General features: G+C 70.4%; 14 protein-coding genes. 8 read left to right on the top strand and 6 right to left on the bottom strand.

The window, feature by feature from the left end:
• Positions 1–197 precede the first annotated feature (197 nt).
• Complete coding sequence (thiC, locus tag ACWDVB_RS25430; protein WP_451517038.1) at positions 198–2,009, top strand: phosphomethylpyrimidine synthase ThiC; 1,812 nt, start codon at positions 198–200, stop codon at positions 2,007–2,009.
• Positions 2,010–2,073: 64 nt separating this feature from the next.
• Here thiC and ACWDVB_RS25425 read toward each other — a convergent pair whose 3' ends face one another.
• The 3 genes from ACWDVB_RS25425 to ACWDVB_RS25415 form a co-directional block, all read right to left on the bottom strand.
• On the bottom strand, positions 2,074–2,961 hold the full coding sequence (locus tag ACWDVB_RS25425; protein ID WP_451517039.1) for a hypothetical protein: 888 nt from the start codon (positions 2,959–2,961) through the stop codon (positions 2,074–2,076).
• A gap of 180 nt (positions 2,962–3,141) precedes the next feature.
• The gene (locus ACWDVB_RS25420; protein WP_451517040.1) at positions 3,142–4,197 is read right to left on the bottom strand and encodes a metallophosphoesterase; all 1,056 of its coding nucleotides are present in this window, start codon (positions 4,195–4,197) and stop codon (positions 3,142–3,144) included.
• Between the two features lie 229 nt (positions 4,198–4,426).
• Complete coding sequence (locus ACWDVB_RS25415) at positions 4,427–5,548, bottom strand: LacI family DNA-binding transcriptional regulator (protein WP_451517041.1); 1,122 nt, start codon at positions 5,546–5,548, stop codon at positions 4,427–4,429.
• Positions 5,549–5,978: 430 nt separating this feature from the next.
• On the opposite strand from ACWDVB_RS25415, the gene hisC reads away from it, so the two are divergent.
• The 6 genes from hisC to ACWDVB_RS25385 all read left to right on the top strand — a co-directional run bounded on the left by hisC (position 5,979) and on the right by ACWDVB_RS25385 (position 16,873).
• Positions 5,979–7,058: a histidinol-phosphate transaminase gene (hisC, locus tag ACWDVB_RS25410; RefSeq protein WP_451517042.1), complete on the top strand. Its 1,080-nt coding sequence runs from the start codon at positions 5,979–5,981 to the stop codon at positions 7,056–7,058.
• 294 nt (positions 7,059–7,352) lie between these two features.
• A complete protein-coding gene (locus ACWDVB_RS25405) occupies positions 7,353–8,927 on the top strand; it encodes a cytochrome ubiquinol oxidase subunit I (protein WP_451517043.1) in 1,575 nt (524 codons plus the stop codon).
• Between the two features lie 19 nt (positions 8,928–8,946).
• Positions 8,947–9,954, top strand: a complete 1,008-nt coding sequence (gene cydB, locus ACWDVB_RS25400; protein ID WP_451517044.1) for a cytochrome d ubiquinol oxidase subunit II — start codon at positions 8,947–8,949, stop codon at positions 9,952–9,954.
• 56 nt (positions 9,955–10,010) lie between these two features.
• The gene (gene cydD, locus ACWDVB_RS25395; RefSeq protein ID WP_451517045.1) at positions 10,011–13,640 is read left to right on the top strand and encodes a thiol reductant ABC exporter subunit CydD; all 3,630 of its coding nucleotides are present in this window, start codon (positions 10,011–10,013) and stop codon (positions 13,638–13,640) included.
• A gap of 321 nt (positions 13,641–13,961) precedes the next feature.
• A complete protein-coding gene (locus tag ACWDVB_RS25390; RefSeq protein WP_451517046.1) occupies positions 13,962–15,698 on the top strand; it encodes a GAF domain-containing sensor histidine kinase in 1,737 nt (578 codons plus the stop codon).
• Between the two features lie 113 nt (positions 15,699–15,811).
• A complete protein-coding gene (locus tag ACWDVB_RS25385) occupies positions 15,812–16,873 on the top strand; it encodes a M23 family metallopeptidase (RefSeq protein WP_451517047.1) in 1,062 nt (353 codons plus the stop codon).
• Here ACWDVB_RS25385 and ACWDVB_RS25380 read toward each other — a convergent pair.
• Positions 16,870–17,883, bottom strand: a complete 1,014-nt coding sequence (locus tag ACWDVB_RS25380) for an HAD hydrolase family protein (protein WP_451517048.1) — start codon at positions 17,881–17,883, stop codon at positions 16,870–16,872. The genes ACWDVB_RS25385 and ACWDVB_RS25380 overlap by 4 nt on opposite strands.
• Positions 17,884–18,060: 177 nt before the next feature.
• On the opposite strand from ACWDVB_RS25380, the gene ACWDVB_RS25375 reads away from it, so the two are divergent.
• Positions 18,061–18,972, top strand: a complete 912-nt coding sequence (locus ACWDVB_RS25375) for an LLM class flavin-dependent oxidoreductase (RefSeq protein ID WP_451517049.1) — start codon at positions 18,061–18,063, stop codon at positions 18,970–18,972.
• Between the two features lie 154 nt (positions 18,973–19,126).
• Here ACWDVB_RS25375 and ACWDVB_RS25370 read toward each other — a convergent pair whose 3' ends face one another.
• Both ACWDVB_RS25370 and ACWDVB_RS25365 read right to left on the bottom strand, forming a co-directional pair.
• A complete protein-coding gene (locus tag ACWDVB_RS25370) occupies positions 19,127–20,077 on the bottom strand; it encodes a MerR family transcriptional regulator (protein ID WP_451517106.1) in 951 nt (316 codons plus the stop codon).
• An 8-nt stretch (positions 20,078–20,085) separates the two neighbouring features.
• A complete protein-coding gene (locus ACWDVB_RS25365; protein WP_451517107.1) occupies positions 20,086–20,970 on the bottom strand; it encodes a metal-dependent hydrolase in 885 nt (294 codons plus the stop codon).
• Between the last annotated feature and the right edge of the window lie 70 nt (positions 20,971–21,040).

The following is a 21,040-nucleotide window of genomic DNA, read 5'->3' as shown; positions in this document are numbered from 1 at the left end:
AGGGGGCCCTCTGTTCAGCGTGGCCGACATGACGCTAGCGTGGAGCCACCTTTGCAATCGCGGGAGCTCGGAGCACCGGGCTGAGAGGGCGCTGACCTCCGTACGAAATGGCACGATTCGTGCATGAACCGTACGGAATTCGCTGCGTCGACCGCCGAACCTGTTACCGGGTAATGCCGGCGTAGGGAGTAGGTCTCATGACCACAGCGGACGCACGCACGCCTGCCTCGACGCAGAACCAGGGCCACGACCAGGTCTGGAACCAGCGCGACGAGGCCGGGAAGTCCATCGGCTGGCACAAGGCGTACGTCGAGGGCTCCCGCCCCGACCTGCGCGTGCCGGTCCGCCAGGTGCACCTCACCAACGGCAAGGCCGTCACCCTGTACGACACCTCCGGCCCGTACACCGACCCGTCGGCCGAGACCGACGTCCGCCGCGGCCTGGCGCCGCTGCGGGAGAACTGGATCATCGCCCGCGGCGACACCGAGGAGTACGTGGGCCGTCCGCTCCGTCCCGAGGACGACGGCATCAAGCACACCTCGCCCCGCGGCGGGCTCAAGAACCTCGACGCGGTCTTCCCCGGCCGTCCCCGCCAGCCGCGCCGAGGCCGCACGGGCCAGGCGGTGACGCAGCTCGCGTACGCCCGGCGCGGCGAGATCACGCCCGAGATGGAGTTCATCGGGATCCGCGAGAACATGGACCCCGAGATCGTGCGGGCGGAAGTCGCGGCGGGCCGCGCCGTCATCCCCGCCAACGTCAACCACCCGGAGATCGAGCCGATGATCATCGGTAAGAAGTTCCTGGTGAAGGTGAACGCCAACATCGGCAACTCCGCGGTGACTTCCTCCATCGAGGAGGAGGTCGACAAGATGACCTGGGCGACCCAGTGGGGCGCCGACACGGTCATGGACCTCTCCACCGGCCGGAACATCCACACCACCCGTGAGTGGGTCCTGCGCAACTCCCCCGTCCCGATCGGCACCGTGCCGCTCTACCAGGCCCTGGAGAAGGTCGACGGTAAGGCCGAGGAGCTGTCCTGGGAGATCTACAAGGACACGGTCATCGAGCAGGCCGAGCAGGGCGTGGACTACATGACGGTGCACGCGGGCGTGCGCCTTCCGTATGTGCCGCTCACCGCGCGCCGCAAGACCGGCATCGTCTCGCGCGGCGGTTCGATCATGGCCGCCTGGTGTCTGGCGCACCACAAGGAGAGCTTCCTCTACGAGCACTTCGAGGAGCTCTGCGAGATCCTCGCCGCGTACGACGTGACGTACTCGCTCGGCGACGGCCTGCGGCCCGGCTCGATCGCGGACGCCAACGACGAGGCGCAGTTCGCGGAGTTGCGCACCCTCGGGGAACTCAACACGATCGCCAAGCGTCACAACGTACAGACGATGATCGAGGGTCCCGGTCACGTCCCGATGCACAAGATCAAGGAGAACATCGACCTCCAGCAGGAGATCTGCGAGGAGGCGCCGTTCTACACGCTCGGCCCGCTGACCACCGACATCGCGCCCGCATACGACCACATCACCTCCGGCATCGGCGCCGCGATGATCGGCTGGTGGGGCACGGCCATGCTCTGCTACGTCACGCCCAAGGAGCACCTGGGCCTGCCCAACCGCGACGACGTGAAGACCGGCGTCATCACGTACAAGATCGCGGCGCACGCGGCGGACCTCGCCAAGGGGCACCCCGGCGCGCAGGTCTGGGACGACGCGCTCTCGGACGCGCGCTTCGAGTTCCGCTGGGAGGACCAGTTCAACCTGGCCCTCGACCCGGTCACGGCGCGGGAGTACCACGACGAGACGCTGCCCGCCGAGCCCGCGAAGACGGCGCACTTCTGCTCGATGTGCGGCCCGAAGTTCTGCTCGATGAAGATCTCCCAGGACATCCGCCGCCGGCACGGCGGTGACCTGGAGCAGAACGACATCGAAGCGGGCATGGAGCAGAAGTCCAAGGAGTTCGCCGCGGCGGGCAACCGGGTCTATCTACCGATCGCCGACTGAGCGGCACGAGAACGGCGTGTCCGCAGAGTGTCGAGTGTCGCGACAGCTCTGCGGACACCCGGGCCTACTCCGGCTTGTGCTCGGGCCCGCCGAAGTCCGGGCTGGAGAAGTCCGGGCTGGAGTAGCTCGGCCGTGACCCCGCGGCGGGGCCGCCGTCCGGGCTGCTGAAGCCCGGCCGGTGGTAGCCGAGTTGCGGCATACGACCGCCGACTCCGGGCCCGTGCGACCGCTTGCGGGCCGCGGGGGCCGCGCCCGGGTCCATCAGGGCTTCCCGCAGGAACGGCACGACGCCCCGCTCAAGGAGCGCCCGGCCCCAGGCTTCCCTGGCACGGGACACCTCCTCGTGCCGCTCGCCGTGCAGCCCGGCCGGGAGGGACGTGGAGCCGTTGCGCAGGGCCGTCAGGAGGAGACCGACCGCGGCGACCAGGATGCCCCCGGCGGTGAGCGCGCCGAACAGCCATCCCGCGGTGAGCAGGGTGTCCGCGAAGGCGGGCTCGGGGTTGAGCATCTTCAGGATGTAGCCGACGAGCAGGAAGATCGCGGCGGCCGTACCCGCGAGGACGGGGGCGAGGACCGCCACGACGGCGACCGCCCCGGCTCCCGCTGCCGCCGCCGGTTCGGCGACCTCGCCCATCGTCGTGGCGAGACCTACGCCGCCGGAGCCGGACTCCGCGGCGCTCTGTCCGCTCCCTTCGCGAATCGAGGTGGAGGACGGTCGAGGTTCGCGCAACTCCTCGCGAACCTTCACGTAGTGCGCGTACTCGGCCGCCGCGGCGGCCGTGATCAGTGCTGTGGCGTTCAGGGCCATGGTGCGCAGTTGTTCGGGATTGAGCCGCTGGCCCACTGCGGCGAGTTCAGGACGGTCAGGTGCGGTGCGCAGCGCCTCGTCGAGGATCCGCTCGTACTCGGGGCGGTCCTCATTGAGCAGATGTGGAGCGCTGTTCATGTGCATCCCCCGATGCTCCGTAGGGCTAAGGCTCGCATGGCTACGAGCCGTCGGGCAGAAACGGAGGGGAGCCTGCTACGGATAAGCCGATGGTAGAGCCGTGACGGCACGCGTTGACAGGGGGTTTCCAGAATTCGCCCCCCTGGCCAGCGTGATCCTGTAAAGGGGCGCCTGCCCAGAGAACGCTCAGATACCCAGGGGGAGTTGCTGGACCAGTAGCTTTCCGGCCATGGTCACTCCGCCGTCCATCGCGATGGCCAGGCCGTCGGCGTAGACATGCGGACCCTCGATGACCGGTCCGCCGCCGTCCGACTCGTCCTCGGATCCGACGTCACCGAGGAGGTAGGGGATGGGGCTGTGGCCGTGGACGATGCGCGTGCCGCCGTACATGTCCAGAAGTTCCCGTACGGCCGAGGGGCCCGACTCGTCGCGGAAGGCGAAGCGCTTGGTGAACTTTCGGAAGAGGTCCCAGCACTCGTCGGCGTCGTTGCGCGTGAGGGTCTCGCGGATGGTGTCGTTCACTGCCTCGATCGAGTCGCCGTAATCCAGATAGGCGGTCGTGTCGGAGTGCACGAGGAGATGGCCGTCGGCCTCCTCCATCGCGTCCAGACGGGCCATCCACTGCAGATGGTGGTCCTCCAGGCGCTCCATGTCGGTCTTCTGGCCGCCGTTGAGCAGCCAGGCGGCCTGGAAGGTGGCGGTGCCCGCGCCGGAGTTGACGGGGGTGTCGCCGAAGCGCTTGGCGCCGAGCAGGAGCAGCTCGTGGTTGCCCATGAGCGCCTTGCAGTAGCCGCCGGCGGCCGCGGCCTCCGCGGACAGGCGCATCACGAGGTCGATGACACCGATGCCGTCGGGCCCGCGGTCGGTGAAGTCGCCGAGGAACCACAGGCGCGCGTTGCCCGCGGACCAGTTGCCCTCGGCGTCCAGGAGGCCCTGCTCCTGGAGGGCCGCGAACAGCTCGTCCAGATAGCCGTGGACGTCCCCGACGACGAACAGCGGGCCGTGCTCGTCGCCCCCCCGCGGCTGCGGCGGCTCCGGCATGACCTGCACCTGGACCGTGTCGCCGCGGTTGATGACGGGCAGGTCGCGCTGGGTGGGGGTGTAGCCGTCGACCGGCGGTTCGCCGGGAGCCGGAGGGCTCACCTCGGCGGGGCCGGTCGTCTCATGGACGTACGCGGGTACGCGGAAGTCGCGCAGTGTCGCCGTCCGCACATCGGGTCCCTGACCGGCCCCCTGAGTCATCGACCCCTCCACCACCATCGCGCCGCATCTGCACCGAGAACGGACTGCCTGGTCGCAGCGGCCCGCGGTGTCGTCCGCCCATCATAGGAATGCGGCTCCCGCTGTGTGGTGCACCAGGGGTGGTGAATCGGTCCCATGCACCGGTTCACTGAGGTTTTCTCCCGAATTGGGCAGAGGTTTCCCCGCTGGTGGCGGACTGTTGGGGCACCTCTGCCCGAGATCGCCGGGATCAGCCGGTACCCGATGAGCGTGGCGGGCTGACCGTCGTGCGCGGCGGACGTCGCTCGGACGAGGTGCGCACGATCAGTTCGGTCGGTATTACCTGCTCGACGGGCCGGCCCGAATCGAGGCCCTCGATGGCGTCGATGAGGAGCTGTACGACGGCCGTGCCGATGCGGCGCGGCTTGAGGGAGAGCGTGGTGATGGGCGGTTCCGTGGTCGCGTACACCGTGGACTCGCTGCAGCAGACGAGCAGCAGGTCGTCGGGGACGCGCAGGCCGTACCGCCGGGCGGCGGCGAGCAGGTCGGTGCCGTTGGGGTCGAAGAGGCCGTAGACGGCGTCGGGGCGGTCGGGCCTGGCGAGCAGCCGGTCGGCGGCGACGGCGCCCGCGCACGGGTCGTGCGCCGGATAGGACTCGTAGACCGGGTCCTGGCCGATCCGCTCGCACCAGCGCAGATACGCGGTCGTGGACAGATGGGTGTAGGTGTCGGTGGTGGTGCCGGTGAGCAGGCCGATGCGGCGGGCGCCGGCGGCCGCGAGGTGGTCGAGGATCTCCAGGACCGCGGCCTCGTGGTCGTTGTCGACCCAGGCGGTGACGGGCAGCGAGCCCGCCGGGCGGCCGTCGGAGACCACCGGGAGGCCCTGTCTGACCAGCTCGCTCACGACCGGGTCGTGGTCGGAGGGGTCGACGACTACGGTGCCGTCGAGCGCGACGTTGGACCACACGTCGACCGGGCTGCGGCGCGAGGTGGCGGGGAGGATCACCAGGGCGTAGCCCCGGGCGAGGGCGGCGGAGGTGGCGGCTCTGGCCATCTCCGCGAAGTAGGCGAACTCGGTGAAGGTGAAAGGTTCATCCCCGTACGTCGTCACGGTCAGGCCGATGAGGCCGGACTTGCCGGTACGGAGGGTTCGGGCCGCCGCGGACGGGCGATAGCCCAGCCGCTCGGCGACTTCTCGGACGTGGCGTCGGGTGGCGTCGGGCAGCCGTCCCTTGCCGTTGAGGGCGTCGGAGACCGTCGTGATGGAGACACCGGCGGCGGCTGCGACGTCTCTGATGCCCGCTCTGCTCTGCCGGTTGCCCCGGCGGGCGGTCTCCGCTCGGCTCACCTGGTGCTTCCCTGCTGCTGTCATGGCGAGCCGATAGTAGGGCTCATCGGGGTGGGTAGCGCGGACGCATATTCACTCGTTGACAGGCACGTTTCTGCATGGCCGTCGTGCGCCAATGACCTTGGAAAACCAGGGTGCTTGGGGGTCTTGGCGTTAGCTGCCGCTGATCGTCGGGTACGGGCCTGCCAAATGTGCGAGGTCTCGAAGAGGTCTCAACTCACCTTCACGGGTGACGCGCGCCACGGAGCGAGCCACCGGCGCACGGCGGAGAACGGGCGCTCCCCCTCCGCGGGCGGCTCCACCGGGCGGCGGTCGGGTCCTTCGTACGAGGATTCCGGGGCGAACGGCCCGATCCTTCGTACGCGGATCCCCGGAGGCCATTCGCAGCGGAGCCCAATCCTCATAAGGTGAGCAGTATTCGAACTGTTCTGGCACTGGTACGAGGAGGACTGCGGTGAGCGAGACGAGCCCGAGGCTGCGCGCCGAGCTGGAGGGTATCCCCACCTACAAGCCGGGCAAGCCCGCCGCGGCCGACGGACCGGTGGCCTACAAGCTGTCCTCCAACGAGAACCCCTACCCGCCGCTCCCCGGCGTCATGGAGAGCGCGCTCGCCGCGGCCGGGTCATTCAACCGCTACCCCGACATGGCGTGCACGGTCCTGATGAGCGAGCTGGCGGACCGCTTCGGGGTGCCCGTCTCGCACATCGCCACCGGGACCGGCTCGGTCGGCGTCGCCCAGCAGCTTGTGCAGGCCACGTCGGGCCCGGGCGACGAGGTGATCTACGCGTGGCGGTCCTTCGAGGCGTACCCGATCATCACGCAGGTCAGCGGTGCGACGTCGGTGCGGGTTCCGCTGACGGAGGGCGAGGTCCACGACCTTGACGCGATGGCCGACGCCATCACCGACCGCACCCGCCTCATCTTTGTCTGCAACCCCAACAACCCCACCGGCACCGCCGTGCGCAGGGCCGAGCTGGAGCGCTTCCTCGACCGCGTGCCGAGCGACGTCCTGGTCGTGCTCGACGAGGCGTACCGCGAGTTCATCCGTGACCCCGAGGTCCCGGACGGCATCGAGATCTACCGCGAGCGCCCGAACGTCTGCGTCCTGCGTACGTTCTCCAAGGCGTACGGCCTCGCCGGGCTGCGTGTCGGCTTCGCGGTCGCCCACGAGCCGGTGGCCGCCGCGCTGCGCAAGACGGCGGTGCCCTTCGGTGTGAGCCAGCTCGCGCAGGACGCCGCGGTGGCTTCGCTGCGGGCCGAGGACGAGCTGATGGGCCGCGTCGGCTCGCTGGTCGCCGAGCGCACGCGGGTGGTCGAGGCGCTGCGCGGGCAGGGCTGGACGGTGCCCGAGACGCAGGCGAACTTCGTGTGGCTGCGGCTCGGCGACCGTGCGACCGACTTCGCGGCGGCGTGCGAGCGGGCCGGCGTGGTCGTCCGGCCGTTCGCGGGCGAGGGGATGCGGGCCACGATCGGGGAGACCGAGGCCAATGATGTCTTCCTGGCGGCGGCGGAGGCGTTCCGCAAGGAGCTTTAGCGGTCAGCGGTCAGCGGTCAGCGGTCAGCGGCCAGCGGTCAGCGGGGCCAGCGGTCAACGGCCAGCGGTCAGCCGTCAGCCGTTAGCGGTGTCGAAGGCCCCGGAGGCGCGTCTCCGGGGCCTTCCCGCGTTTCCTTCATGAAAGGGGACCCCCCGTTCGGGGGCCGACAGCCTGTACGACATAATGCTTGTGAATGTGAACGCGTTCACAAGCGTGCCCCGGTTCCTCCGGAGATCAGCGGGGCAAGCAGGGGCAAAACGCCGCGATGACCACGGCGAGTAAGGAGAGACGCAGTGGACCTGGCTCTGGCGCCGGAGACTCTGGCGCGATGGCAGTTCGGCATCACGACCGTCTACCACTTCCTGTTCGTCCCCCTGACGATCTCTCTGGCCGCCCTGACGGCGATCCTTGAGACGGCGTGGGTGCGGACGGGCAAGGAGCACTACCTCAGAGCGACCAAGTTCTGGGGAAAGCTGTTCCTGATCAACATCGCGATGGGTGTCGTCACCGGCATCGTCCAGGAGTTCCAGTTCGGCATGAACTGGTCCGACTACTCGCGCTTCGTCGGTGACGTCTTCGGGGCGCCGCTGGCCTTCGAGGCCCTGATCGCCTTCTTCTTCGAGTCGACCTTCATCGGCCTGTGGATCTTCGGCTGGGACAAGCTGCCGAAGAAGCTGCACTGCGCGACGATCTGGATCGTCTCCATCGGCACCGTCCTGTCGGCGTACTTCATCATCGCCGCGAACGCATTTATGCAGCACCCGGTCGGCTACAAGATCGTGGAGCGGGACGGCACCAAGCGCGCGGAGCTCACCGACTTCGCGAAGGTGCTCTTCCAGGAGACGGCGCTCGTCAACTTCTTCCACGTCATCTCGGCGGCCATCCTGGTCGGCGGCGCCTTCATGACCGGCATCGCCATCTTCCACCTGCGCAAGAAGCGGCACATCCGCACCATGCGCATGTCGATGCGGCTCGGCCTGGTCACCGCCTTCGTCGGCACCCTGCTCACCGTGGTCAGTGCCGACACCCTCGGCAAGGTCATGTACGAGCAGCAGCCGATGAAGATGTCGGCCGCCGAGGCGCTGTGGGACAGCGAGAAGCCCGCGCCGTTCTCGATCTTCGCGTACGGCGATGTCTCCGAGGGCCACAACAAGGTCGCCATCGAGGTCCCCGGAGTCCTGTCCTTCCTCGCCAAGAACAACTTCAGCGCCGAGATCCCCGGCATCAACGACCTCAACAAGGAGGCGCGGGAGAAGTTCGGGCCCGGCGACTACCGGCCCAACATCCCCACCGCCTACTGGTCGTACCGCTGGATGATCGGCTTCGGTGGCGTCTCGATGGCCCTGTGCACGGCGGGCCTGTGGCTGACGCGGAAGAAGTTCTGGCTCGCTCCGGAGCACCGCACCGGCGCCGATGACGTGCCCAAGCTCATGATCACCAAGAACAGGGAGCTGGCGCCGAAGCTCGGCGCATGGTGGTGGCGGCTCTCGCAGTGGACGCTGATCTTCCCCCTCATCGGCACCGCCTGGGGCTGGATCTTCACCGAGACGGGGCGTCAGCCCTGGGTGGTCTACGGAGTGCTGCGCACCAGGGACGCGGTCTCGCCCGGCGTCTCGCAGGGCGAGGTGCTCACCTCGCTGATCGGGTTCACGCTCATCTACGCGGTCCTCGCCGTGATCGAGGTGAAGCTTCTGCTCAAGTACGTCAGGCAGGGGCCGCCCGAGCTGACCGAGGCGGATCTCAACCCGCCCACCAAGATCGGCGGTCCGGGTCCGGGTCCGGGTCCGGGTCCGGGTTCCGGCAAGGGCTCGGACTCCGACACCGACTCCGACTCCGATGCCGACCGGCCCATGGCCTTCTCGTACTGAAGGAAGGAGCGCTCAGGACATGGAACTTCACGACATCTGGTTCGTACTGATCGCCGTTCTGTGGATCGGCTACTTCTTCCTGGAGGGCTTCGACTTCGGAGTGGGCGTCCTCACCAAGCTGCTCGCCCGGAACCGGGTCGAGAAGCGGGTCCTCATCAACACCATCGGCCCCGTCTGGGACGGCAACGAGGTATGGCTGCTCACGGCGGGCGGCGCGACCTTCGCCGCCTTCCCCGAGTGGTACGCGACGCTCTTCTCCGGCTTCTATCTGCCGCTGCTGCTCATCCTGATCTGCCTGATCGTGCGCGGTGTCGCCTTCGAGTACCGCGCCAAGCGGCCCGAGGAGCGGTGGCAGACCAACTGGGAGCACGCGATCTTCTGGACCTCGCTGATCCCGGCGGTGATGTGGGGCGTGGCTTTCGCGAACATCACGCGCGGCGTCAAGATCGACGCGCACAAGGAGTACGTGGGTTCCTTCGGGGACCTGCTCAACCCGTACGCGATCCTCGGCGGCCTCGTCACGCTGACGCTGTTCACCTTCCACGGGGCGGTGTTCGCCTCGCTGAAGACGGTGGGCGACATCCGGGTGCGCGCGCGGAAGCTGGCCCTCGGCCTCGGGCTCGTCACCGCCGTGCTGGCGCTCGGGTTCCTCGTGTGGACCCAGGCGGACAAGGGTGACGGCAAGAGCCTGGTCGCCATGGTCGTGGCGGTCCTCGCGCTGGTCGGTGCCATCGTGGCGATCAAGGCCGGACGCGAGGGCTGGTCGTTCGCGCTGTCGGGCATCACGATCGCGGCGGCCGTCGCCATGCTCTTCCTGACGCTCTTCCCGAACGTCATGCCGTCGTCGCTGAACGACGAGTGGAGCCTCACGGTCACCAATGCCTCGTCCAGCCCGTACACCCTGAAGATCATGACCTGGTGCGCGGTCATCGCGGCCCCTGTGGTGATGCTCTACCAGGCGTGGACGTACTGGGTGTTCCGCAAGCGGATCGGTACGCAGCACATCGCGCCCGACCCCGCCCATTGAGCCTCCGTTGTGCCTCCATTGAGCCTCCCCGTGGTTTCCCGGAAGGTGTGTTTCACGTGAAACCAATCGACCCGCGCCTGCTTCGGTATGCCCGTGCCACGCGCTTCTTCCTTGTCGCGGTCGTGGCCCTGGGGCTGGTCGGGGCCGGTCTGGTCATCGGTCAGGCGATGCTCATCGCCGAGATCGTGGTGGGCGCCTTCCAGAAGGGCCTCTCCGCTGCCGACCTGGGTACGCCGCTGCTGCTGCTCGCCCTGGTCGCGGCGGGCCGGGGGCTGGTCTCCTGGCTGACTGAGCTGGCCGCGCACCGGGCGAGCGCGGCGGTCAAGTCCGAGCTGCGGGGGCGGCTCCTGGAGCGGGCGGGGCAGCTCGGGCCGGGGTGGCTCAGCGGCCGGCGGACCGGCTCCCTGGTCGCGCTCGCGACGCGGGGCGTGGACGCGCTGGACGACTACTTCTCGCGCTATCTGCCGCAGCTGGGGCTCGCAGTGGTGGTGCCGGTGGCGGTGCTCGCCCGCATCGTCACCGAGGACTGGGTCTCGGCGGCGATCATCGTCGTCACGCTGCCGCTGATCCCGATCTTCATGATCCTGATCGGCTGGGCGACGCAGAACCGCATGGACCGTCAGTGGCGGCTGCTCTCACGGCTCTCGGGGCACTTCCTCGACGTCGTGGCGGGTCTGCCCACCCTGAAGGTGTTCGGCCGCGCCAAGGCGCAGGCCGAGTCGATACGGAAGATCACCGGTGAGTACCGGCAGGCGACCATGCGGACGCTGCGCATCGCCTTCCTGTCCTCCTTCGCCCTGGAGCTGCTCGCCACGATCTCGGTCGCGCTGGTCGCGGTGACCATCGGCATGCGGCTCGTTCACGGCGAGATGGACCTGTACGTCGGTCTCGTCATCCTCGTCCTCGCGCCCGAGGCCTATCTGCCGCTGCGCCAGGTCGGAGCGCAGTACCACGCGGCGGCGGAGGGTCTTGCCGCCGCCGAGGAGATCTTCGAAGTGCTGGAGACCCCGGTGCCGGCCACCGGCACGGGCGCGGCGCCCTCGGGTGTGCTGAGCGTGGAGGGCGTGACCGTCCGCTACCCGGGGCGGAGTTCGGACGCGGTCTCCGGGGCGGCCTTCGAGGTGGCGCCCGGGGAGACCGTGGCGCTCGTCGGGCCCAGCGGGGTGGGCAAGTCGACCCTCCTGAACGTGGTGCTCGGGTTCGTACGGCCCACCGAGGGGCGGGTGCGCGTCGGGGGTGTCGACCTCGCGGAGGTCTCCCCCGAGCGGTGGCGCGAGCGGATCGCGTGGGTGCCGCAGCGGCCGCACCTCTTCGCCGGGACCATCGCGGAGAACGTACGGCTCGCGCGGCCCGACGCGTCCGAGGCGCAGCTGCGGGAGGCCCTTCGGGACGCGGGGGCCCTGGAGTTCGTGGACGCGCTGCCCGCCGGGGCCGAGACCCCGCTCGGGGAGGACGGGGCCGGGCTCTCCGCCGGACAGCGGCAACGGCTCGCGCTGGCGCGGGCGTTCCTCGCGGACCGGCCCGTGGTGCTCCTCGACGAGCCGACGGCGGCGCTCGACGGGGGGACCGAGGCGGGCGTCGTGGAGGCGGTCCGGCGGCTGGCCGTCGGGCGGACGGTGCTGTTGGTGGTGCATCGGCCCGCGTTGTTGGCTGTGGCGGATCGGGTGGTGCGGCTTGAGGCCGTCCGCCGCCCCTCCGAGGCGGGGAGGTTCCCCGCACAGCGCCGGTCGGGCGGCGGGGCTGCGGCGGGTGATGCGGGATTTGGTGGACGCTTCGGTGACACGGGGTTTGGTGGACGCTTCGGTGACACGGGGTTTGGTGGACGCTCCGGTGACACAGGGTTCGATGGACCCTCTCTTGACGCCGGGTTCGATGGATCCTCCCTTGACCCGGCGGCGCCGAGCGGACAGACGGGCGGGTGGGAGAAGTCCCGTCCGCAGAGCCGGGTGCTGGCCCGCGTACGGGACGCCGCGCGGGCCCGGCGAGGGCAGCTCGGGCTCGCGCTGCTGCTCGGCGGCCTCGCGCTCGGCAGCGCCGTGGGGCTCATGGCCACGTCCGGGTGGCTGATATCCCGGGCTTCCGAGCAGCCTCCGGTGATGTACCTGATGATCGCCGTGACGGCGACCCGCGCCTTCGGCATCGGCCGCGCCGTCTTCCGCTACGCCGAGCGCCTCGTCTCGCACGACGCCGTGCTGCGGATGCTCGCCGACACCCGCGTCGCCGTCTACCGGCGCCTGGAGCGGCTCGCCCCGGCGGGCCTGCGTACGACCCGCCGCGGTGACCTCCTCTCCCGCCTGGTCGCCGACGTCGACGCCCTCCAGGACTACTGGCTGCGTTGGCTGCTGCCCGCCTCCGCCGCGGCCGTGGTGAGCGTGGGAGCCGTCGGCTTCACCGCCTGGCTGCTGCCCGAGGCGGGCGCGGTGCTCGCCGCCGGGCTGCTCGCCGCGGGCGTCGGGGTGCCGCTGCTGAGCGGTGCCGTGGCCCGCCGTGCGGAGCGGAAGCTGGCTCCCGCGCGCGGGGCGCTCGCCACGCGCGTGGCCGATCTGCTCACCGGCACCGCCGAGTTGACCGTCGCAGGCGCGCTGAAGCGTCGTACGGCCAAGGCGGGGGAGGCCGACGCCGAGCTGACGCGGATCACCTCACGAGGGGCCACCGCCACGGCGCTCGGCAACGGGCTCGGCGCGCTCGCCACCGGGCTCACCGTGGCCGCCGCCGCGCTCGTCGGGGTGCAGGCGGTGCAGGACGGGCGGCTCAGCGGGATCGCCCTCGCCGTGGTGGTGCTCACGCCGCTCGCCGCCTTCGAGGCGGTGCTGGGGCTGCCGCTCGCCGTGCAGTACCGCCAGCGGGTCAGGAAGAGCGCGGAGCGCGTCTACGAAGTCCTCGACGCGGCCGAGCCGATGCCGGAGCCGTCCGTGCCCGCCCGGGCGCCGCGGTCACCCTTCCCGCTGCGCGTCGAGGGGCTGCGCGCGCGCCACGAAGGGCAGGCCGGTGACGCGCTCGCCGGTGTCGACCTGACGCTGGAGCGGGGGCGGCGGATCGCCGTGGTCGGCGCCTCCGGTTCCGGCAAGACGACGCTCGCGCAGGTGCTGCTGCGTTTCGTGGGGGCGTACGAAGGGACGTACACGCTCGGTGGCACGGACGCGGCCACGCTGGATGGCGACGCCGTGCGCGGCATGGTCGGGCTGTGCGCCCAGGACGCGCACATCTTCGACAGCTCGGTCCGCGAGAACCTGCTGCTCGCCAAGAAGGACGCCACCGAGGAGGAGTTGCACGGTGCCCTGGAGCGGGCGCGCCTCGACGGCTGGGCCGACTCGCTGCCCGCCGGGCTCGACACGCTCGTCGGCGAGCACGGAGCGCGGCTCTCCGGAGGGCAGCGACAGCGTCTCGCGCTGGCCCGCGCGCTGCTCGCGGACTTCCCCGTCCTGGTCCTCGACGAGCCCGCCGAGCATCTCGACCTGCCGACCGCCGACGCCCTCACCGCCGACCTCCTGGCCGCCACGGAGGGACGTACGACGCTGCTCATCACGCACCGGCTCGCCGGACTCGACGCGGTCGACGAGGTGATCGTCCTCGACGCGGGCCGGGTGGCGCAGCGCGGTACGTACGAGGAACTCGCCGCGGTGGACGGACCGCTGCGGCGGATGCTGGAGGCGGAGCGGGCGGCGGATCTGCTGACCGTGGGCTGAGGCTGGTGGACGGCGCCGGCGCCGTGCGTCTGCCGTGTCGACTGTGGGTTGGGGCCGGTGGGGAGCGCCGTGCGGCTGCCGTGTCGTCCTTGGGCTGAGGCCGGTGGGGAGGACCGTGTGTCTGCCGTGTCGACTGTGGGCTGAGGCCGGTGGGGAGCGCCGTGCGTCTGCCTCGTCGTCCTTGGGCTGAGGCTGTTGGGGAGCGCCGCTGCCGCGTCGTCCTTGGGCCGGGCCTGGTGGACGGTGTCGTACGCCAGTCGCGTCGGCCGTCGCGGAGGTTTCGACTTTCCCCAGTAAATAGGACTTACTAGGCTCAAAGGCATGCCAGCACCCTCGGCTTCCGCCGACTCCCCGCTCCCCGACGGCACTCCGGACCCGGCGGACTCGGCGGCGCGGGCGACCCGCAGTCTCCAGGGGCTCTCGCCCGAGCTGGCGTCGCGGGTGCCGCAGCTGCTCGAAGCCATGCGGTCGGTCGGCACCGGGCTCGAACTCCACACCACCCTGGACCGCATCTGCGAGACCGCCGCCGAACTGGCCGACGCCCACTACGCCGCGATCGGCGTCGTCGCCGAGGACGGCAAAGGGCTCTCCGAGTTCGTCTACCACGGCATGGACGCGGAGACCGCCGAGCGGATCGGGCGGCTGCCCGACGGCCACAAGGGGCTGCTCGGCGCCCTCATCCACCAGCCCAGGACGCTGCGCCTCGCCGATCTCTCCGTCGATCCGCGCTCCTGCGGGTTCCCGGCCCACCATCCGCCGATGCGGTCCTTCCTGGGCGTCCCCATCCGCGTCCAGGGCGAGATCTTCGGCAACCTCTATCTGACCGAGAAGCGGGACGGGGCCGACTTCAACGACTACGACGTGCACATGGTGCGCGTCCTCGCCACGGAGGCCGGCATCGCCATCGGCAACGCTCGCCTCTACGAAGCCGCCAAGCAGCGCGAGCGCTGGATCGACGGCTCCGTGGCGGTCACCACGGCGCTGCTCTCCGGCAGCGACGCGGAGGACGCCCTCGCCGTCGTCGCCGAGCAGGCCAGGCGCCTCGCGGACTCGGCCGCCGGGATGGTGCTGCTGCCCGACGAGGAGGGCGGCATGGAGATCGTCGCCGTCTCCTCGGACGAGCCCACCGGGGCGCTCGGTCTGGTCATCCCTCCGGAGAGCCGCATCATCGTGCGACTCCTCGCAGGGGAGGCCGTGTTCATCGACGACGCGGCCACCGACCCCCGCGCCGTGACCCACCTCGCCCACCGCTACGGCCCCGTCATGATGCTGCCGCTGCACAGCGACGGCAGGGTCCTCGGGACGCTCGTGACGCCACGCGCGCGTGGGGCACGTCCTTTCAGCGAGGCGGAGCGGACGCTCGCCGCCCAGTTCGCCTCGCAGGCCGCGCTCGCGCTGATGATGGCCGACGCGCAGCGGGACCGCGAGCGGCTCGCGGTGTACGAGGACCGCGACCGGATCGCCAGGGACCTGCACGACCTCGTCATCCAGCGCCTCTTCGCCACCGGGATGATGCTGGAGAGCGCCCAGCGCAGGTCCGTCGTGCCGGAGGTGCAGGTCGGTGTCGGCAGGGCCGTCGACGAGCTGGACGTGACGATCCAGGAGATCCGCACGGCGATCTTCGCGCTCCAGCAGGGCCCGGCCGAGGCACCGTCGGGGTTGCGCACGCGCGTGCTCCGGGAGATCAACATGGCCGCCGTCCCGCTCGGCTTCAAGCCCACGCACCGCTTCGTGGGGCCCGTCGACACCGTGGTGGGCGAGCTGACCGGAAAGAACCTCATCGCGGCCCTGCGGGAGGCCCTGTCCAACGCCTTCAGGCACGCGCACGCCGCCCGCATCGACGTCGTCGTCGACTCGACGGTGCCGCTTCCCGACGGGCGGCAGGGCGTACGCCTGACGGTCGCCGACGACGGCGTGGGCATCCCGGAGGGCGGTCGGCGCAGTGGCCTGAAGAACCTCAAGAGGCGGGCCGAGTCACTGGGCGGCGACAGTTGGTACGGGCCCGGGATCGGCGAGGACGGTGGCGGCACGACGGTGGTGTGGCAGGCGCCTTACTGACACACCGGCAGCCCTGTTCGGAGGTACGCGGCTGAGCCGTACGGGGCACCGCGCCCCCCGAGTGCAGGAGTCCCGCAGGAAGCGTGCCGTCGCGCCGGGCAACGATCCGTGGCATGCACCTGAGCCACCGTCGTCCGCGTCCGCGCCCGCGCCTGTGCGCGCCGCTCTTCAGCGTGTCGGTACTGCTGTGCGCGCTGCTCGGGCTCACGCCTCCCGCCGCGGCCTCCGAGGGGCCGAGCGCGAGCGCCGATGTGGCGCGTCTCTACGAAGAGGCCTCGCTCGCGACCGCCCGCTACGAAGAGGGCCGTCGGGCGGTGCGCCTCCAGAAGGAGAAGGTCCGGGAACTGGACCGACTACTCTTCGAGGAGCGGCACCACGTCGCGGTGCTGCACGAGGACCTGGGCCGGATGGCCAGGGCCCAGTACCGCACCGGTGGCGGCCTGCCCTACACCGCGCAGCTGCTCCTGGCCGAAAGCCCCGACGCGCTGATGCGCGGCCGGCAGGCCCTGTGGCGGGCCGACCTGGCCGTCAACAGCACCATCGTCAAGACGCAGCGGGCCGGGGACCGGCTCGTGGCCGCCAAGCGCGTGGCGGACCGGGCCAGGCAGGGCCTGGACCGGCACACCGCACGCCTGGCCGAGCTGAAGCGCGGCATCGAACGGAAGCTGGAGTCGGCGCGGTGGATCCTGCAGGGCGAGGCCGACCGGGCGGTCGCCGCGGGGAAGTGCCGGGGTGCCGTACGCCTGCGCCAGCCGAAAAGGGCCTCCACGCGCGCGTGGGTCACGCCTGTGAAGACGTATGAACTCTCCGCGGGCTTCGACAGCACCGGCGAGCGCTGGGCGCGTCGGCACACCGGGCAGGACTTCGCGGTCGACATCGGGACACCCGTGCGGTCGGTCGGCGCGGGCCGCGTGCACAGCGTCTCGTGCGGTGGGGCCTTCGGCATCGAGGTCGTGGTGCGGCATCGCGGCGGGTACTACACGCAGTACGCGCATCTCGCGGCCGTCACCGTCGAGCAGGGGGACAAGGTGCGCACCGGCCAGTGGGTCGGACAGGCCGGCACGACCGGCAACTCGACGGGGCCGCATCTGCACTTCGAGACGCGGCTCACGCCGTATCTCGGATCGGGGGTCGACCCGCGGAAGTGGCTGGCCGAGAGGGGCGTCAAGCTTTAGCCGTGCTCGGCCGGTCGTGGCGTCCGTTCCGCCAGAATCCGTTCGATCACGACCGCGACGCCGTCGTCGTTGTTGGCGACCGTGCGTCCGGAGGCGGCGGCGATGACGTCCGGGTGGGCGTTGCCCATCGCGTACGACGTACCTGCCCAGGTCAGCATCTCGATGTCGTTCGGCATGTCTCCGAAGGCGACGACTTCCTCGGGGGCGATGCCGCGCTCGGCGCAGCACAGCTCCAGCGTGCTGGCCTTGGAGACGCCGGGGCCGCTGATCTCCAGGAGCGCGCTGGGGCTGGAGCGGGTGACCGTCGCCCGGTCGCCGATGGCCGCGCGGGCCAGCACCAGGAAGTCGTCGGGCTGGAGTTCGGGGTGGAAGGCGAGGATCTTCAGGACGGGCTGTTCGGCGGCGGCAGTGTTCTCGGGGTCACCGGGACTGTCGGGTTCACCGGGGCTCTCAAGGCTCCCGGGGCTCTCGGGGCTTCCGGGTTCCTCGGGACTCCCGGGTTTCTCGGCCAGGAGCTTCTCGGCGGGCGCGACGCTCTCGGCGGGCTCCATGTGGAGCGGCGGATACGTCTCCTCGTGGTGCAGTCCCCCGGTCCGCTCGACCGCGAACGACGTGCCCGGTGACGCGGCGCGCAGCCTGCGGACGACGTCGAGGGCCTTCGCCCGCTCGAACTCGCGGACTTTGACGAAGCGGTGCGTGCCGGGGCCGCCGTGCAGGTCGACCACCGCCGCGCCGTTGCCGCAGATGGCGAGGCCGTGGCCGTGGACGTGGGCGCTGACGACGTCCATCCAGCGGGCCGGGCGGCCGGTCACGAAGAAGACCTCGATCCCGGCCTCCTCGGCGGCGGCGAGGGCGGCGACCGTGCGGTCGGAGACCGACTTGTCGTCGCGCAGCAGCGTGCCGTCCAGATCCGTGGCGATCAACCGGGGCCGCGGCCGGGGCCCCGACGGGGCGGTGGCGGCCGGGGCGGTGGCGGCCGGGGTCTGGGGCCCAGGGGTAGCTGAGGTCACGCCGTCGATTGTCCCGCATATGCCCGCACGGCCGTGCGCGGGGGCGCACATCTGAGTGCTCGGTGAGTGCTCTCCGAGTGGATCCGGCCGGGGCGCGCGAAAGCCCTGTGGCAGCTGGCTACCTCTGTGACGTAAGCGCCGGTCGGGGCCCCAGCGCGTCGCCGTAAGCTCTGCGACATGAGCCTGCGCCTGAGCACCGTGATCCTTCCCGTACGCCGCTGGCACGAAGGCGGCCGCGACCAGTGGCTGCGCGCCGAGGAGCTGGGCTTCCACACCGCGTACACGTACGACCACCTGGCCTGGCGCTCCTTCCGTGACGGCCCGTGGTTCGGCGCGGTGCCCACGCTGACCGCGGCCGCGGCCGCCACCGACCGGCTGCGTCTGGGCACGCTGGTGACGTCGCCCAACTTCCGCCACCCGGTGACGCTCGCCAAGGAACTCATATCGCTCGACGACATATCCGGCGGGCGGATCACGCTCGGCATCGGTGCCGGCGGCAGCGGCTTCGACGCCACGACGCTCCTCAAGGCGGACCAGGAGCCCTGGACGCCGCGCGAGCGCGCCGACCGGTTCGGCGAGTTCGTACCGCTGCTCGACCGGCTGCTGACCGAGGACTCGGTGACGTACGAGGGGGCCTTCTACTCGGCGACCGAGGCGCGTGACATCCCCGGATGTGTGCAGCGGCCGAGGCTGCCCTTCGCGGTGGCCGCGACCGGCCCGCGCGGTCTGCGGCTCGCGGCCCGGCACGGGCAGGCGTGGGTGACGACGGGCGACCCGAAGCTCTTCGGGTCGGGCACGCCCGAGGAGTCACGCGAGGCGATCCGGGGCCAGGTCGAGAAACTGGGCAAGGCGTGCGCGGACGTCGGCCGGGACGTCGCCGAGCTGGACAAGATCCTGCTGACCGGCTTCACTCCGGACCGCAATCAGCCGCTGGAGTCCGTCGACGCCTTCGTGGATTTCGCGGGCAAGCACGCGGATCTCGGCTTCACTGAGATCGTCATCCACGCCCCCATCCCGGACTCGGACTTCGCCACCGACCAAGGCGTCTTCGAGAAGATCGCGACCGAAGCGCTCTCGCAGCTCCGCTGACCGAGGACTGGACCACGCTCGTCCCGGAACGGCCCGTTCTCCGCCCACTCGACTTTCGTCCACCGACTTTTCATCGACGAATTTAGGGTTACATGTTTGATCCACAGACAAGTCCTGTTATCCACAGGCTGGTTGGCGATTCTGTGGACAACCCCTAGGCGCCATGCGGCATTTGGGCAACTTCTGCTGTTTGGCGCCGGGTTGCGGCAAGTGCGTCCAAAGTTCTCGCCCGTACCTCGCGTTCGGTGGCGGCAGCGATAAACGCCGCCGCGTTCGCGTCGCCAACCAGCTCCCGAACAGCACTCATTGTGGATGCGGGCAGCACCACACTTTGTGGCTCATCCGCGCTCCGCGGTGTCTGCTCCGGGTCCAAGTGCCGACGAAGGTGCCTGGTCGCGAACAACCGCATCGCCCGCGCCAGTTCGGCATCGACCGACTGCTGCGCGAGCGGCCTGAGCCGACGTACGAGAGAGGCGGCCTCGGCCGCGTCCGCCTCGGTCGGCGGATGATTGCCGAGATAACGGCCGAAGACGTGCTCCGTGGTGAATTCCAGGAAACGGGAAGCTATGTGCTCGACCTGCCCCCTCAACTCCCGCAAATGACCCGATATCGCCGATAGCGGAACCCCAGCTGCGTGCAACTCCACCGCCACGGCCAGCTCTTGCGGGCTCGGCACCAGGAATTCGTCCTCGCGCCCCGGCATCGGTTCGAGCACACCGAGGGCGATCGCGTCGGCCACCGCCGCCTCGTCCGGTACACCACCGAATGCCTCGTCGAGCTCCGCGCGGGTGATCCGGTCGGCCTTCTCGTCCGTCCAGGGACCATCGACCTCCACCGCCAGGCCGAGCACCCCGCCGAGGCCCCGGCCGGCGTCCCAGGCCTCCAGGAGCTCCTTGATGGAAGCCAGGGTGTAGCCGCGGTCGAGCAGGTCGGCGATCTGCCGCAGCCGTGCCAGATGCGCCTCCCCATACACATTGGACCGGCCACGCCGCTCCGGGCGGGGGAGCAGCCCGCGGTCCTGATAGGCACGGATCGTGCGCACCGTCGCACCGCTGTGGTGCGCCAGGTCCTCGATGCGGTACTCCACGCTGACGTCCTCCGTGATGCCTCGTACTAGGCGATGGCCGCCCGGCCCACCGCACCCGCCGCCGCCCGTGCCGCGGGCGACTGTGCCAGATACTCGACGGCCTTGCGCAGCGAGCCCTCCTGCGAGGGATGGTACGACCGCCGCAGATAGCGGGGTATCGCCGTGCCGATCTCCCGCCAGATGGGCAGCAGTCCCTTCGCGACCGCCCTGTTGTGCTCGGCCAGTGAGTACCGGAAGCGGCCCGCCAGTTGAGGGTCGTGGCGGATCAGATAGGCCGTGCCCCATATCCACAGGTACAGCATCACGGGCGCCGTCACCGTCATGCCGGCGATCCGGCGGGCGTACCGGGGCAGGCCCTTGCCGCCGCAGTGCTGGTACATGTCGAAGGCGACCGAGCGGTGTTCGACCTCCTCCGCACCATGCCAGCGCAGCAGGTCGAGCATGACCTCGTCCGCACCGGCGCGGTCTAGACCATCGGCGTGCAGGACCCAGTTCCCCAGGACCGCCGTGAACTGCTCGATCGCGGCGACGATCGACAGGCGGAAGCGCAACCACTCCTGGGTCGGCACCGGCGCCCCCAACGGGGGTCTCTCCCCGAGGAGTCTCTCGAAGAGCAAGTCGACGTACTTGGTGAACGCGGCGGTGTCGAGCCGCTGCGCCGCCAGGTGGTCGAGCACATGCGCATGCTGCACGCTGTGCGTGGCCTCCTGCCCCATGAACCCCTTGACGTCCCTGAGCAGCACGGGATCGGTGACGAGCGGCAGGCCTTCCTTGAAGACCTTCACGAACCACCGCTCCCCCGCGGGGAGAAGCAGATGCAGGACGTTGATGACGTGCGTGGCGGTCGGCTCGTCCGGTATCCAGTGCAGTGGCGTCTCGTCCCAGTCGAACGAGACCCGGCGCGGAACGATCGCGTAATGCGCCTCTGGCGCCTGCTCTTCCGCTGCCGCTCTGTGCTCCGCGGCGTTCGTGTCGGGGTTC

It is taken from the genome of Streptomyces sp. NPDC003379 (assembly GCF_053589195.1).
This window is presented reverse-complemented; position numbering and strand designations above follow the sequence as displayed.